Source organism: Coprococcus intestinalis, assembly GCF_023656595.1.
Lineage (GTDB): Bacteria > Bacillota > Clostridia > Lachnospirales > Lachnospiraceae > Coprococcus_A > Coprococcus_A intestinihominis.
In genome coordinates this window covers 1-15,092 of record NZ_JAMOKJ010000004.1, presented here as the reverse complement: position 1 = coordinate 15,092, position 15,092 = coordinate 1, and the positions used below count along the sequence as shown (strand labels likewise).

General features: G+C 43.2%; 15 protein-coding genes. 11 read left to right on the top strand and 4 right to left on the bottom strand.

What is annotated here, in order from left to right; translation table 11 throughout:
- Positions 1-23: 23 nt before the first annotated feature.
- The 7 genes from alr (at position 24) to xerD (ending at position 6,445) form a co-directional block, all read left to right on the top strand.
- Positions 24-1,202 (top strand): alanine racemase, encoded by a 1,179-nt coding sequence (gene alr, locus NBH03_RS04200; RefSeq protein WP_117540105.1) that lies wholly within the window; start codon positions 24-26, stop codon positions 1,200-1,202.
- 85 nt (positions 1,203-1,287) lie between these two features.
- Entirely contained in the window at positions 1,288-1,635 is a 348-nt protein-coding gene (locus NBH03_RS04195) for a type II toxin-antitoxin system PemK/MazF family toxin (RefSeq protein ID WP_117526902.1), read from the top strand.
- Between the two features lie 100 nt (positions 1,636-1,735).
- Positions 1,736-3,040 carry a hemolysin family protein gene (locus NBH03_RS04190; RefSeq protein WP_215689315.1) on the top strand — a complete coding sequence of 435 codons (1,305 nt, stop codon included), beginning with the start codon at positions 1,736-1,738 and terminating at the stop codon, positions 3,038-3,040.
- A gap of 65 nt (positions 3,041-3,105) precedes the next feature.
- Positions 3,106-3,834 (top strand): YebC/PmpR family DNA-binding transcriptional regulator, encoded by a 729-nt coding sequence (locus NBH03_RS04185; protein ID WP_015514217.1) that lies wholly within the window; start codon positions 3,106-3,108, stop codon positions 3,832-3,834.
- A gap of 15 nt (positions 3,835-3,849) precedes the next feature.
- Positions 3,850-4,644, top strand: a complete 795-nt coding sequence (gene proC, locus NBH03_RS04180) for a pyrroline-5-carboxylate reductase (RefSeq protein ID WP_250797450.1) — start codon at positions 3,850-3,852, stop codon at positions 4,642-4,644.
- 126 nt (positions 4,645-4,770) lie between these two features.
- A complete protein-coding gene (locus tag NBH03_RS04175) occupies positions 4,771-5,268 on the top strand; it encodes a hypothetical protein (protein WP_015514215.1) in 498 nt (165 codons plus the stop codon).
- A 292-nt stretch (positions 5,269-5,560) separates the two neighbouring features.
- A complete protein-coding gene (gene xerD / locus NBH03_RS04170; protein WP_250797448.1) occupies positions 5,561-6,445 on the top strand; it encodes a site-specific tyrosine recombinase XerD in 885 nt (294 codons plus the stop codon).
- Between the two features lie 18 nt (positions 6,446-6,463).
- Here xerD and NBH03_RS04165 read toward each other — a convergent pair whose 3' ends face one another.
- From NBH03_RS04165 to NBH03_RS04155, 3 genes are all read right to left on the bottom strand, one after another.
- Positions 6,464-8,362 carry a carbohydrate-binding domain-containing protein gene (locus NBH03_RS04165; protein WP_250797447.1) on the bottom strand — a complete coding sequence of 633 codons (1,899 nt, stop codon included), beginning with the start codon at positions 8,360-8,362 and terminating at the stop codon, positions 6,464-6,466.
- Between the two features lie 83 nt (positions 8,363-8,445).
- Positions 8,446-9,138: a DUF4956 domain-containing protein gene (locus NBH03_RS04160; RefSeq protein ID WP_250797445.1), complete on the bottom strand. Its 693-nt coding sequence runs from the start codon at positions 9,136-9,138 to the stop codon at positions 8,446-8,448.
- A gap of 78 nt (positions 9,139-9,216) precedes the next feature.
- Complete coding sequence (locus NBH03_RS04155) at positions 9,217-9,903, bottom strand: polyphosphate polymerase domain-containing protein (protein ID WP_331476057.1); 687 nt, start codon at positions 9,901-9,903, stop codon at positions 9,217-9,219.
- Between the two features lie 150 nt (positions 9,904-10,053).
- On the opposite strand from NBH03_RS04155, the gene NBH03_RS04150 reads away from it, so the two are divergent.
- The 3 genes from NBH03_RS04150 to NBH03_RS04140 all read left to right on the top strand — a co-directional run bounded on the left by NBH03_RS04150 (position 10,054) and on the right by NBH03_RS04140 (position 12,657).
- On the top strand, positions 10,054-10,728 hold the full coding sequence (locus NBH03_RS04150; protein ID WP_250797438.1) for a response regulator transcription factor: 675 nt from the start codon (positions 10,054-10,056) through the stop codon (positions 10,726-10,728).
- Positions 10,725-12,092, top strand: a complete 1,368-nt coding sequence (locus tag NBH03_RS04145; protein ID WP_250797436.1) for a sensor histidine kinase — start codon at positions 10,725-10,727, stop codon at positions 12,090-12,092. The genes NBH03_RS04150 and NBH03_RS04145 overlap by 4 nt, the downstream gene beginning before the upstream one ends.
- Before the next feature lie 94 nt (positions 12,093-12,186).
- Positions 12,187-12,657 (top strand): HD domain-containing protein, encoded by a 471-nt coding sequence (locus NBH03_RS04140; RefSeq protein ID WP_250797435.1) that lies wholly within the window; start codon positions 12,187-12,189, stop codon positions 12,655-12,657.
- Positions 12,658-12,672: 15 nt separating this feature from the next.
- Here the strand turns inward: NBH03_RS04140 and NBH03_RS04135 are convergent, their stop codons facing one another.
- Positions 12,673-13,725 (bottom strand): tyrosine-type recombinase/integrase, encoded by a 1,053-nt coding sequence (locus NBH03_RS04135; protein ID WP_250797434.1) that lies wholly within the window; start codon positions 13,723-13,725, stop codon positions 12,673-12,675.
- Positions 13,726-14,158: 433 nt separating this feature from the next.
- Between NBH03_RS04135 and NBH03_RS04130 the strand changes: the two genes are divergently transcribed.
- Positions 14,159-14,911 carry a tRNA lysidine(34) synthetase gene (locus NBH03_RS04130; protein WP_250797422.1) on the top strand — a complete coding sequence of 251 codons (753 nt, stop codon included), beginning with the start codon at positions 14,159-14,161 and terminating at the stop codon, positions 14,909-14,911.
- The last annotated feature ends 181 nt before the right edge of the window (positions 14,912-15,092 follow it).

The window sequence follows — 15,092 nt, the reverse complement described above, 5'->3', positions numbered from 1 at the left end:
CAATGCTTAATTTGGAGGAAAATATGAAAAACACTTATCGTGCCTGCGCCGAGATTAATTTAGACGCACTGAAACATAATATCCAGGAAATTCAGGCTGTTCTCGGTGATACCAAGCTTATGTGTGTCATCAAAACAAACGCCTACGGCCATGGCTCTATTGTCCTTGCCCGTGAATTAGCTGCAATGGGCGCTTACGGTTTTGCTGTTGCAACTGTTGATGAGGGTATTGAACTGCGAAATAACGGTATTATCCAGCCAATCCTTGTTCTCGGTTTTGTTGCCAAAGAACAGTATGCAGATATGATCACCCATCATATCATGCCTGCTATTTTTACATACAGCATGGCCAAAGATTTTGATGCTGTTGCAAACGCCATGCACACAGTTGCCGATGTGCATATTAAACTGGATACAGGAATGAGCAGAATCGGCTTCAAATCCGATGCTGAGAGTATCGAGGCCACTGTTCAGGGTATTGTTATGATCAATTCTCTGCTTAAGAATATCCGTATCGACGGTATTTTCACACATTTTGCCTGTGCAGACTGCGAAGATGATCATATGACATTTAAACAACTGAAACGTTTTGACAACGTCATCGACCGTCTTGAGAAAAACGGCGTTCATATTCCGATCAAACATTGTGCAAATAGTGCAGCCATTATCAAATACCCTGGCATGCGCATGAATATGGCCCGTGCCGGCATTATTATCTACGGTCTGTATCCTTCTGATGAAGTTGACAGAGAAGTTATCAAACTGGAACCTGTGATGCGGCTGAAGAGCCATGTCATCTATGTAAAGACCGTGGAACCGGGCACCACCGTCGGATATGGAGCTACTTATGTCTGTCAGCGTCCAACCAAAATTGCTACTGTTTCCATTGGATACGGCGATGGCTATCCAAGAGCATTATCCAATAAAGGCCGCGTTTTGATTGGCAGTCAGTCCTGGCCGATCATCGGCCGTATCTGTATGGATCAGCTGATGGTTGACGTTACAGATGCTGATTATGAGATCAAACAAGGCGATGAAGTCGTTCTTGTGGGCTCTCAAGGCAGCGAATCCATTCCTGTAGAAGAAGTTGCCGCCATCAACAATTCCTTTAATTACGAATTTGTATGCGATATCAATCGCCGTGTACCGCGTGTTTACTATCGTGACGGTGAAGTTGTCGATATCGTGAATTATCTTCGGTGATAATCAGAGATTTTCGCAGTCCTGATGAATACACTTCCGATAAACGGGAATAATAGCCTTATAGTTTATCAGGAGTGTGATATGCGTGATTATTAAAAGAGGCGATATCTATTATGCTGATCTCCGGCCGGTGATCGGTTCAGAACAGGGCGGGGTACGGCCAGTACTCATTATTCAGAATGACACCGGCAACCGCCACAGCCCGACTGTCATCTGTGCTGCCATAACATCACGGATGAATAAGGCCAAGCTGCCTACCCATGTGGAACTGGATGCTGAAAAGTACAGGCTTATCAAGAATTCCGTTGTTCTCCTTGAACAGGTACGTACCATTGACAAGAAACGCCTGAAAGAAAAAGTCTGTCATCTGGACAATGAAATTCTCAAAAAAGTAGACCGTGCATTAAGCATCAGTCTTGAACTGGATACATAATTCCGGGGCTGTCTCTTAAAGGGACAGCTTTTTTATTTGACGAACAACTTCAAATCTGATATATTTTTATAAAACACTACAAAAAGGAGAGATTATTTTCATGGACGATGGACACCCCATTATACGGATCGTCATATTTATTATTTTATTGTTAATTGATGCAGCTTTTACCGGAACAGAAGTAGCTGTTTCCGCTGTCAATGAGTCCGTTTTAACCAAGAAGAAAGAGGAAGGCGACAGCCGTGCTGCCAGGATTCTGCGTTTTGTCGGACAGCCTGCTGCCTTTATGAGTACCATTGATCTGATCGGTGCAGCCGTGACGATTATCGCCGGCGCATTTGTTGCACGGCCTTTCTTTACGGACCTGACATTTCTCCTGATGACCCAGGCACGGTTGATGTATTGGCCTGCTGCAGTTATCAGTCACCTGCTCGTCTGTCTGATTATTATTTATTTTGTCACTGTTTTCGGCATTCTTTTTCCAAAACGTCTGGCTTTTAAGTATGCTGAGAAATGGGCTTATTCCGCCATTCGTATCGTGACACTGATCAGTACGCTCTGCAGACCTTTTGTTGCACTCATCAATGGCTCTGTCGGCCTTCTTGTCCGCCTTGCCGGCATTAATCCGAAGGATATTGAGGAGAATGTGACAGAAGAGGAGATCATCATGATGGTCAGCGAAGGTCATGAGCAGGGCGTAATTGAAGCCAGTGAAGCTGAGATGATCAGCAACATTTTCAAGTTCGATGACAAGGAAGTCTCTGATATTATGACGCACAGACGTCATATCTGTGCCGTGGACTGCAGTCTTTCCCTCAGCGAAGCCGCAGAAATCATGGCCCGGGAACGCTACTCCCGTTATCCGGTTTTTGAGAATGATACAGACAATATTATCGGTATTCTCCACTTAAAGGATGTCATGCGTCTGATTGTCAGCGGTGAAACGGATACCTCCATCAAAGAAGTTATGCGTAAGCCGGTATTTGTACCGGATACCCAGAATATCAATTCGCTTTTCCGTGAAATGCAGGCTAAAAAGATGCATATGGCTATTGTTGTGGATGAATACGGTCAGTCCTGCGGACTTGTAGCCATGGAAGATATTCTTGAAGAAATCGTCGGTAATATCCTTGATGAATATGATCCCGATGAAGACAACATCCAGATTATCGGCGGTGCCTATCTGATGAAAGGCCTGACCCCACTAGAAGACATCACCCGTACTCTTGGCATTACATTTGATGATAATTTTGAAACACTGAACGGCCTTCTGATTTCCAAGTTGGAACATATTCCGCAGAATAATGAATTTGCCAGCATTGATATCGATGGCTATACATTTAAAGTCATGAATGTCAAAGATAACGCCATCAGCCTTGTAAAGGTTACCAAAATTACGGGTTGATTCTTGCTGAAACAAATGATAGAATAAATAGGTTGATATTATTAGTACGAGATAGGAGTGTAATTATGTCAGGACATTCGAAATTTGCGAATATTAAGCATAAAAAAGAAAAGAATGATGCTGCTAAAGGTAAGATTTTCACAATTATTGGCCGTGAATTGGCTGTAGCTGTTAAAGAGGGCGGTTCAGACCCGAACAATAACAGCAGACTGCGTGATGTTATTGCCAAGGCGAAAGCCAACAACATGCCGAACGATACAATCGAACGTGGTATCAAGAAGGCTGCAGGCGACCTTGGTTCTGTTAACTATGAGAATAATACATATGAAGGCTATGGCCCAAGCGGCGTTGCCATTATCGTAGAGACACTGACTGACAACCGCAACCGTACAGCTGCCAATGTAAGAAGTGCTTTCACAAAGGGCGGCGGTTCCATTGGTACAAGTGGCTGTGTATCTTTCATGTTTGACAAGAAAGGCCAGATCATCATTGACAAGGAAGAATGCGATATGGATGCTGATGATCTGATGATGATCGCCCTTGATGCAGGTGCTGAAGATTTCAGTGATGAAGAAGATTCTTATGAGATCATTACAGATCCTGATGATTTCAGCGCTGTACGTGATGCCCTTGAGAAAGAAGGCATTCCAATGGCTGAGGCCGAGGTAACAATGGTTCCTCAGACATGGGCTACTTTGACAAACGAAGATGATATTAAGAAAATGAACCGTATTCTTGATCTTCTTGATGAAGACGACGACGTTCAGAACGTATATCATAACTGGGACGAATAAGAAAGGCGTAAGACAATGTATCAGTTTGGTTTTATCGGCATGGGTAATATGGGATCAGCAATGCTCAAGGGATGTCTGTCTGTTTTTCCCGCCAGCACCCTTGCTTTCTCAAGAAAAGATGCTGTCAAAGGCAAAGCTTTGTCACTGGAAACCGGCGCTGTTTGGATTGACAGCAACCGCGCATGCGCCGAACAGTCCAGATACATTATTCTTGCTGTCAAACCACAGTTTTATGACGGTGTTTTAAAAGAGATACAGCCAGTACTTGATGACTCACGAATTATCATTTCTCTGGCGCCAAGCTATACAATTGCAGATTTGAAGCAGTCACTCGGTGCATCTGCGCGTATTATCCGTGCCATGCCAAATACGCCGGCAATGGTAGGTGAGGGCATGACAGGTCTTTCCTGGTCTGAGGATGTTTTTTCAGATACGGAACGCCAGGAATTAATGCAGTTCTTTACTTCTTTCGGAAAGACTGAAACCGTTCCTGAGAATCTTATGGATGCTGTTACCGCAGCCAGCGGAAGTTCACCGGCTTTTATCTATATGATGATTGAAGCATTAGCTGATGGTGTTGTAAAATACGGCATGCCTTGGGACAAAGCCTACACATTTGTTGCCCAGGCTGTTTTAGGCTCCGCCAAGATGGTTCTTGAAACAGGGGAGCATCCAGGTGTCCTCAAAGACAAAGTCTGCTCCCCGGGCGGAACGACCATTGCTGCTGTTGCTGCACTTGAAGCTTCCGGCTTCAGAAGCAGCTTGATCGAGGCAGTTTCTGCTGTCTGTGACCGCTGCAGAAATATGTAGTCCCATTTACATGAATTTTGAGCCAATGCACATATCCCCTCTGAATTTTGCATATACTATGCTGAATCAGGGGGGATTTTTATTCGTTCGTATTTATTTTATCATCCATGGCTTTTGGATCTGACCATGGGCATACTGCTATCAATTGTTTTATTGCTGATGACACAGGGCAGTTCTCCTTCAACATTTTTCTGCCAGTCAGATTATGACCGCTTTATCCTGGATTTCACAACAGACAGCGGATTTTTTATTTATCTTTTTCTATGCCGGTGTATTCCTTTTTATTTGCTTATTGCACTGACATTCAAAACCAGAAGAAAAATCTTCTGTCATCTGTATTTCTGGTATATCGGTTTTATTTATGGTACTGTGGGACTTTTATCAGCTTTTGAATACGGTATCACCGGCCTGATCTTGTGTATTTTCCGACTCCTGCCTCAGGTCTGTTTTTATGTCCCGGCTCTTTATGCGACCTGGCGCATGACTGCCGGTTTTACGGATCATCTGCTGCCCATTAACAAACGACTTCTCGTTATCGGTTTATTGCTCTGGACAATCGGCACTGCAGTAGAATGGGCTTTTAATCCCGTTTTACTGCAATATGGTATTCAATTACTTTTATAACAAAAAATAATTTGATTTTTTGTTCACATTTGACTATAATAATACTCATGATGTTGGGGTCAAAAAGTATTTTGACCCCTTTGATACCAGATTGCTACGTGCTTTGCACTCTCGCAATCCTCAAAAACATTCGTAATCCGCTCATTTTTCTTTGAAAAATGGCTACTTACTCATGTTTTTGGCGGGTCAAGAGGTCAAAAATCCTTTTGCAAGCAAGCTTGCATCGTCCTTCTGACCTTTTGACCCTGGTATCATACTCATATTATTAAGAAACTAAAGAGGCGGCAAAGCAATGGAACAACAATTAGACAATTTTATACATTATCTTGAAGCGGTCAGGAAATCCTCCCGCAATACCATTTTATCCTACAAGCGGGATCTTGAGAAGTTCGCGGCTTTTCTTGACGCTCAGGTTGTTGTCGATCTGACCGATGTGAATGAGACGACCATGAATGCTTATATTCTCATGATGGAACAGAAACAGTTTGCCACATCCACCATTTCAAGAAATATTGCCGCTCTGAAATCTTTTTTTGATTATCTTGAACGATATGAGAACCATCAGGGCAACCCTGCAGCAAGGCTTAAGGCCCCGAAAATCGAGAAAAAGGCCCCGGAGGTATTAACTGTTGCCGAAGTAACAAGGCTTCTGGAACAGCCTGCTGGGCGCAATAACAAGGAGCTTCGTGACAAGGCTATGTTGGAGTTGATGTATGCAACAGGCATCCGGGTCAGTGAGCTCGTTTCCCTGACAATTGATGACATCAATGTACAGGCCGGTTATATTCGCTGTTCCGAGCGTGGAAGAGAGCGCATCATTCCCATTGGCAGTGTTGCTCGCATTTCCCTGCGTCAGTATTTGAAGCAGGCACGTCCCGCCATGATTTCCGATGACAGCAGCGCGATTCTCTTTCCAAACTACAGCGGGCAGCCAATGAGCCGGCAGGGATTTTGGAAGATTTTGAAACAATACGCTGCAAAGGCCGGCATTGAATCAGATATCACACCGCATACGCTGCGTCATTCTTTTGCTGCGCACCTTCTTGAAAATGGTGCTGATCTGCGTTCCGTTCAGGAAATGCTCGGTCATTCCGATATTTCTACGACACAGATTTACCTTAAGATGAACACCGGAAGAATCCGGGATATATACAGCCATACGCACCCAAGAGCCTAGACTCCCGGGTGCGTATTTTTATCTTCCCATAGTATTACCTGTACCATAAATCAAACTATCCATAGTAACCGTTGTCTTGGATGTTCCGGCTTTCAATGTATAACTTTCACCCTGAGCAATTCCAGGACAGCTAACCACAACGGAAGTGTATTCCTTAGAAGTCTGCCAGTTTATCAGCTCTGTTCCTGATGCATCTGTCAGAACGATATCTGTTCCTGCCTCCTGACGATCCATGTTCACCAGAACAGACCCCTGCGTCGAATTATTACCAAAATTCACCGCCATGCCTGAAGAACCTGCTGCAACTAAAATACCGCCTGTAATGACTGCATCGGTTTCATAATCAAGGGCACCGTTGCCATCACCTGTAGGTCCGGAAACATAAGTTTCACCGCCGGAAACCGTCAGGATTCCGTTAGCATCAATACCATCACCTTCTGCATCTATTTCCGTATGGCCGCCGCTGATTTCAATCGTATCACCATTGAAACCGTCATCACTGGATGTAAGTGTAATCTGGCCGCCGACAATCAGAATCTTTTCATTACCTTCAATACCTTCATAACTTTCTGATATAGCAATCGTGCCGTCATTTACTATCACCTGACCGTCCGCGTGGACACCATCATCTCCGGATGCAATCGCCAATGTACCACCATTGATTGTGATATTGCTGTTTGAATGTATGCCATCATCAGCCGCGTTAATCGTATATGTACCTCCGGAGATAATTAAATTGCCTTTGGCTTTGATACCTTTTGTACCGGTTGTTTCTTCTGTTTCAATTTCTTCATCTGTTTCAGTTTCTTCATCCGATCTGTCCGGTTGCTCCATCATCTGTCCCGATGGCTGCTGATCATCTGACGGCGGCGTCATCTGATCGTTGTCCGACATTTCTCCACGGTTTTCCTTCGGACGTTCTCCAGAAGTCATCATGTCGTCGCCAGGGTTATCCATGCCGCCCAGGCCGCCTGAACCTCCTGGTCCGCCTTCCTGATGGTCCTTGCCATTTTCACTGCCTCCGCCTGTTGTCATGGTATACATGCCATCCAGCAGCGTCATATTTCCTGATGCACTGATGCCATCCCCGGATGCTGTCAAATTAAAATTACCACCTGCAATATAGACAAATCCTTTTTCCGCATTGTCTTCATTCTCCGAATAGAGTGCATCTTTACCTGATGCAATCGTAAAATCGCCATCCAGAATACGAATGCTGTCTTTGCCCGAAAGCCCCTGACTAGCCGCTGTGATAGCATAAGTACCGCCTGTAATTACTAAATCATCTTTTGAAACAATACCATGCCCCGCCTTAGCCGTAACCGTCAGGCTGCCGCTGCCATTTAGTGTTAAATCTGATTTTGAAAATATCACGCTGTCAATATTATTATCATCAACAGCTTCATATGTACCGCCATTACTGAGCATATTCTCACTGTCTGGCGCAAGAGTGATAAAAACCTTATCTGCCGATTGAACATAAATAGCCGCTGAACTGTCATTATTAATGACAACACCGTTGAATATCAGACGAACTTTTACATTTTCATCTGTTGCAACAACCACTGAGCCATTGGACAGAGAGCCGGAGAGAAGATAAGTGCCTTCTTCTGTGATGGTTATTGTCTGGCCATCTATGGCAACTGATGTATTGTCACAGCTGCTGCCATCATCTGACAAAGTGATAGCCACACATTTCTCCTCATCATAACCTACCTCTTTATCCCTGTCCGTAAACATACTGTCTATATCTGTATCACTCTGACTAACCGCTGATTCTTCAGAACCCGACTGTTCTGTCACCGCCGAAGAATCAGCTGTATCTGAATTGACGTTTCCTGCTGTTTTCCCACAACCGGAGAGCAGCAGCAATGCAATGCAGCAAGCCGCCGCTGTTTTCCTCATTCCACGTTTCATATATTTCTCCTTGTTTAAATTCTTTCACCATTTCTTATATTTAAAACATTCATCTCTAATACTTCATTCGTTTATCACGCTTTCTATAGTTCGGCAGCAACTGTATCCTGTCTGGAAACATTAATTTCCAGATTGCCGTTACGGCAGCGGATTCTATCTATCATTTCTTTTTCTTTATCTGTATTTCGCATGGTCAGCTTATATGTCAGCTTATATAAACTTCCCATGTTTGTTGTTTTCACATTGACAAGTTCCCATTTTTCAGCATAATCTGCAAAAATTTCATCAAATACACCCGTATAGTCTAAATCCTCTGGTATCGTGACATGAAGAGTTTTATATTTTGCCGCATTTTTTCTTTCACCAAAATCTATTCTATTATAGATCAGGCTCATGCCGCCAAGGAGCACTGCAAATAATACCGCATAAGCCAGATATCCCATACCGGCAATCATGCCGGAACCCATGGCAAGAAAGAGGGCACCGATTTCTCTGGCACTGCCGGGTACGGAACGAAAACGGACCAGGCTGAAAGCACCAGCGACTGCAACCCCTGTTCCTACATTGCCATTCACCATCATAATGACTGCACACACAATAGCCGGCAGCAGTGCAAGGGTTGCCACAAAACTTTTTGTATATCGATTCTTATACATATACATTCCTGCCAGAATCAACCCTACAACAAGCGCACACATCATACAGAGCATAAAATCCGAAAAGGAGATCACACTCACCAGTTCACTGTCAAAAATTCCACTAAATAATGTTCCCACTTATTAAATCCTCCTGAAAATGCTATTTTGTTTTTTTATTTTTTATGTACTGCTGAAATTATTACAGGCAGAAATTCTTTACACTGCTGCCATCAGCATTTGCTGATAAGCTGTTCCATATTTAGAGTAGGATATTTTGTAAAGATGCTGCTTTGTCAGACACTGTGTCATCCACAAAGGCATACCGCCCGGTGTTTTAATCTCCATAATCGACATCCCTTTTGCCAGAATAGGCTGACCACCTGGTTCTTCATCCAGGGAAAGCCTATCTGTCCGGCTCAAAATCTGTTCATCAAAAGTAACACGAAAATCACTGCCATTCGTAGCGTAATAGGCTTCACGCTCATAAGAAATGTAGACCACCGGCCTCAGTGACTGATAATAGTCACAAAAATACATGATTTCCTTTTCAATCTGGGAATCTGTTTGAATGTCGGATGGATTGTTAATCAGACCAAAAGCTTCATTCTGCGGCAGCAGAATTCTTCGTTTATAAACAACAGACTGATACTTTTTCTTCAGTTCCAGAAATACATTGTCATTTTGCCCGGCTTTCCGGTAACTGCGCATTCTGAGTTTTTCTTTATAAACAGGTTTTTCTATGGAGCGACGGACCAGTCTGTAGTTATCTGTATCAAAATAGATATTCCTGATCACCGAATGTCCAAAATCATCCAGCTGCATATAAGGTTTCATTGCCTCCTGAATAGACAGTCTTTGTTCTGACGTCAACAGGTATTTGATTTCATATCTTTTAAATATCATCTGATTTTTCAATAATATCAACGCCTCCGTTTTTTAAGATGACATTATTGTACAGTGCGAACCTTAAATGAAACTAAAAAAAGAAAATAATTTGACATTCCCGCTCAAATGACCTATCATTGAGAAAAAGAAATGAAGGAGATAAACATCATGCGGTTACTTTTTGCAGAAGATGAAAAATCCCTCTCCAGGGCCATTACCGCCATTTTGAAAAATAATCATTATGAAGTGGATGCTGTCTATGACGGTGAGGAAGCCCTTGCTTACCTTGAATGCGGTACTTATGACGGCGCCATTCTTGACATTATGATGCCAAAAAAAGACGGCCTGACTGTCCTAAAAGAAATACGTCGTCAGGGCATCAACACACCTGTTTTGATGCTGACCGCCAAGGCTGAAATCGATGACCGCGTTCTCGGTCTGGACAGCGGAGCCAATGATTATCTGACAAAGCCTTTCGCTGCACCGGAATTACTGGCGCGCATCAGAGCCATGACCCGTACACAAATGACGCAGAATACATCCTCCCTGTCTTTCGGCAATCTGTCACTTAATCAGACTTCCTTTGAATTATCTTCACCTTCAGGCTCATATCAGCTGACCAATAAGGAATTTCAGCTGCTTGAACTTTTAATGGCCAACCCCGGACAGGTTATTTCATCTGACCGTCTTTTTGAAAAGATATGGGGATACGAGAGTGATGCAGACCCGAGTGTCATATGGGTCTATATTTCTTACCTGCGCAAGAAGCTGACTGCACTGAATGCTTCCGTCCGTATACGTGCCATCCGCAACGCCGGATACAGGCTGGAGGAGATCCAATGATTCGAAAACTGCGTTTTAAACTGATTTCAGCCGCCATGATATCTCTGTTTATCGTCATCACCATAATCATTGGCATCGTGAACATTTTGAATTATCACGGCATTGTACAAGATGCGGACGGAATTCTGACGATTCTTCAGGACAACAACGGCCGGTTTCCTCAACAGAACACACAGACGGATATTACCAAACAATCCCCTGAAGCTACAGCGCCCGTTTTTTCGCCGAATGGCCCTGGCAGTGAATCCGATTCAATAGAGAATGCATCCGACGTGACACAGGCAGAGCCTCCAAAGGGAAATAACAATCCCCGTCTGCAGTCCCCGGAACTTCCCTATGAATCCCGTTTTTTCTCGGTTCTTCTGGATGAAAACGGAACAGTTCTCTCAACAGACACAGGCAAAATTGCCGCTGTAAACAGTTCAGAAGCAGGAGAGTATGCGAAAGAGATCTTACAGTCCGGCAAGAGAACAGGCTTTTTCAGTGCTTATCGTTATCTTCGGACAGAAACAGACAGTGACAGCCACACCCGCATCATTTTCCTGGATTGCAGCAGAAGCCTTAACAGTTTTCGCAATGTCCTGCTTATCAGCTGCGGCGTATCCGGCCTTGGACTGATGATGGTACTTGGACTGATGATTTTACTGTCCAAGCATATCATCAAGCCTTTTTCCGAAAACTATGAAAAACAAAAACGTTTTATTACGGATGCCGGTCACGAAATCAAAACACCGATTACCATTATCAATGCAGATACGGAAGTCCTGGAAATGGATACAGGTCCCAATGAATGGATTGATGATATTCGTATCCAGACGGAACGTCTCAGCAAATTGACAAAGGATCTCATCTATCTGGCCAAAATGGAAGAGGGAGAGAATCAGACGCAGATGATCGATTTTCCACTGTCAGAAGTGATCAGTGAAACTGCCGCCTCTTTTCAGGCGCTTGCTCGAACAGAATCCAAACAGCTTACACTGAAGATACAACCCATGTTGTCTTTTTACGGGGACGAAAACAATATCCGCAGGCTGACTTCCATTCTCCTTGATAATGCATTGAAATATTCCGATGAAAACGGCTACATTCAGTTAAATCTCGAAAAAAAAGGCAAATATATCCGGCTGCTTGTCGTGAATACAACCAGAGACGCGCTTAATAGGGAACAACTGACACATCTGTTTGACAGATTTTACCGCATGGATACTTCCAGAAACTCTGAAACCGGCGGTTACGGCATTGGTTTATCCATCGCTCAGGCGGTTGTACAAATGCATAAAGGAAAAATATCCGCCGCCGCAGTGAATGACCACAAGATTCAATTGTCCGTATTGCTGCCGATCCGCTCCGGCAGAACATCCTAATAATGACTATCTGTTTCGATGAAGACTTCTGCTACCAAACGATCGGACATTTTTAATTCTATTAGTTAGTAGATTAGTAAAAAGAAGTGATTATATGTACTGGGACATTTTAAATGAACTGCTGCATAAAGACTGTCTGCAGCAGCTAAAAAAATTCAAACAACATCGGTTCACAACAACCTATGAGCATTGCAGACATGTCGCTGTTATGAGCTATCAATTAGCAGAGAAATGGCATATCACAGTCAATGAAAAAGCGCTGGCTGTAGCTTGTATGTTTCATGACTATTATCTGTATGACATAAAGGACGAGCATCTCGGGCCATGGCATCATGGAACACGGCATGCCAGCATTGCCATCAGAAATGCTGAGAAAGTTTATCCTCTGAACAATCTGGAAAAGGAGATTATCAGAAGCCATATGTGGCCTCTGAATATCACCCAAATTCCTGCATCCAGAGAGGCCTGGCTTGTCTGCCTGGCCGATAAAGTCTGCGCAGTGGAAGAGATGTTCCCGTTTCTGACAACTAAAAAATCGCATCTGTCAGATAGGAGCAATTCTTAACATCCTGTATCAAACTCAGCTTTCCCTGAGTTTGACAACATTAGCAGCCATCCGGCGTCTATGTTCATCGATGGCTGCATAATGTTTCTTGGTGGTGTTGACATCCTTATGTCCAAGGGTATCCGCCACAAGATAAATATCCCCCGTTTCCTGATAAAGCGCTGTACCGAAGGTGCTTCGAAGCTTATGAGGGGTTATTTTTTTAACTGTGGTGACAAGTCTTGAATATTTCTTCACCAGCCGCTCAACAGACCGAGTTGTAATACGTGTCTTATTTAAAGAAATAAAGAGCGCTTCTTCGTGTCCGGCAGCAGGCTCGGCTGTCTTTCTCGGTCCGTTCATATAAGCCTCCAGCGCCTGACTGACCTCATCACCAAAGTATATCAACGCCTCATTACCACCTTTTCGAATGATTCGAATGGCACCATTATTAAAATCCACATCCTCAAGATTCAAACCGACACACTCTGACACACGAATGCCTGTTCCCAAAAGCAATGTCAGAATTGCCACATCCCGAACTTTTGTTTTCTCATGGGACGCCAGCTGGCGTCCGGATAATTTCTCACCGGATTCCGCCTCATCCAGGAGCTGCGCAATTTCATTCGGATCCAGACGGATAATATTCTTATTCTTGATTTTTGGCACATCTACCTGACGAGGCGGATTGGTCCTAATCAGGTTCTTCTTGAAATAATAGTCATAGAAAGACTTCAGTGATGAAAGTTTTCTCGCCTTGCCTTCCTCACGGTTTGTATACAATTTGCCATCCTTTGTATAAGATTCAAGATAAGAAAGATATTCCTCAACATCCATAGCCGTGATCATATCAAGGACCTCAATAGGCAGCGTATATATGTCTTTATCCTTAAAATAGGGATTATTGGTCTTAAGAAAATAAAAAAATACACCCAGATCATAAGCGTAGTTCTTACGGGTATTTGTGCTTTTACGGATTTCCAGAGATCTGAAGTATTCACCGCAGAATCTTGGCAAAATCTGTAAATGTTCACGAATCTTTTCAATGTTCTTTAAATCCTGTTGATCCTTATATGATAATTCAGCCATCCGTTAAACCTCCAAAAATTTACTCACTATAATTCATTAAAATTATTCTGCCTGCGCTATACAGTCAAAGAAGCAGTACACAAATATGAAACTGTTCAAAACATGCAAATAATTGCAATAGATATAAAACAGTTTACCATAAAAATATTATGTCAATCAAAACGTCTTTTTTGGATTGAATAAAGTCATTATACCTTAAACTCCTTTAAAAGGCAATATCATGTCGTAAAATATTGATTTTGCGACATGATATCTGTCACTTCTATTTGTCTTTGACAAGGTTGTTTTAGCTGTGTATAATCAAAGAATCGGTAAAATGCAATGTACAGAATAATGCTGTCATTATAAATACATTAAATATGAATTGTCACATACTGCTATGATTCACCATATGGCATCATGTACTCTCAATTGAAAGGAACAATCTAAAACTATGAAACTGCAGCAATTATACAGCTATACACGCCGGGCCATTGATACCTGGAAAATGATCGATGAAGGTGACAAAATCGCCATCGGCGTATCCGGTGGCAAAGACAGTTTAACTATGTTATATGCCTTAAAAGGCCTTCAGCGCTTTTATCCAAAGCATTTTGAACTTGAAGCTATAACTGTTGACCTTGGTCTCGGTAACTTCAATATGGATGCCGTTAAAAGTTTATGTAATGAATTAAATATTCCTTATACCATTGTATCCACAGAAATCGGCCCGATTATCTTCGACCAACGTCACGAAAAGAACCCCTGTTCGCTATGTGCCAAAATGCGCAAGGGTGCGCTGAACAATAAGGCACTGGAACTCGGCTGCAATAAAATCGCCTACGGACATCATCGCGATGACCTGGTAGAAACCATGCTGATGTCTCTCATCTACGAGGGCCACTTCTATGCATTCCCTCCGGTTACAAAACTCGAACGAACCGGCCTGACGGTTATCCGTCCACTGCTGTACATGACCGAACCGGATATCATCGGCTTTGCCCGAAAACAAAATCTTCCTGTCGCCAAAAGTCCATGTCCCGCCAATGGCCATACCCGCCGCGAATATACCAAAAATCTGATGCATCAGATCAACCGAGAAAATCCGGGAGCGATCGATAAAATGTTCACCGCGATTCTGAACGGCAATATCTCCGACTGGCCGCAGTCAATGCCAAATCCGCGTTATCACAGTCCGGAACATTGATCATTCAATACATAACCTTCCGAATGCATACACAGCCGTCCGGTTTCCTACAGAAAGTAATCGAGTAGGAGAAAATTCCTCTTGATGAGGAATTTTCGACCTCTCACACCACCGTGCGTACCGTTCGGTACACGGCGGTTCAATCAACTTAACATGTAACACACCTTTCAGTGTAATAATC

Coding starts and splice junctions, on each gene's coding strand:
- NBH03_RS04135 (WP_250797434.1), bottom strand. CDS start 13,725: ATGGCTGAATTATCATATAAGGATCAACAGGATTTAAAGAACATTGAA.
- NBH03_RS04165 (WP_250797447.1), bottom strand. CDS start 8,362: ATGAAACGTGGAATGAGGAAAACAGCGGCGGCTTGCTGCATTGCATTG.
- xerD (WP_250797448.1), top strand. CDS start 5,561: ATGGAACAACAATTAGACAATTTTATACATTATCTTGAAGCGGTCAGG.
- NBH03_RS04175 (WP_015514215.1), top strand. CDS start 4,771: ATGGGCATACTGCTATCAATTGTTTTATTGCTGATGACACAGGGCAGT.
- NBH03_RS04145 (WP_250797436.1), top strand. CDS start 10,725: ATGATTCGAAAACTGCGTTTTAAACTGATTTCAGCCGCCATGATATCT.
- NBH03_RS04185 (WP_015514217.1), top strand. CDS start 3,106: ATGTCAGGACATTCGAAATTTGCGAATATTAAGCATAAAAAAGAAAAG.
- NBH03_RS04130 (WP_250797422.1), top strand. CDS start 14,159: ATGAAACTGCAGCAATTATACAGCTATACACGCCGGGCCATTGATACC.
- proC (WP_250797450.1), top strand. CDS start 3,850: ATGTATCAGTTTGGTTTTATCGGCATGGGTAATATGGGATCAGCAATG.
- alr (WP_117540105.1), top strand. CDS start 24: ATGAAAAACACTTATCGTGCCTGCGCCGAGATTAATTTAGACGCACTG.
- NBH03_RS04140 (WP_250797435.1), top strand. CDS start 12,187: ATGTACTGGGACATTTTAAATGAACTGCTGCATAAAGACTGTCTGCAG.
- NBH03_RS04155 (WP_331476057.1), bottom strand. CDS start 9,903: ATGATATTTAAAAGATATGAAATCAAATACCTGTTGACGTCAGAACAA.
- NBH03_RS04150 (WP_250797438.1), top strand. CDS start 10,054: ATGCGGTTACTTTTTGCAGAAGATGAAAAATCCCTCTCCAGGGCCATT.
- NBH03_RS04190 (WP_215689315.1), top strand. CDS start 1,736: ATGGACGATGGACACCCCATTATACGGATCGTCATATTTATTATTTTA.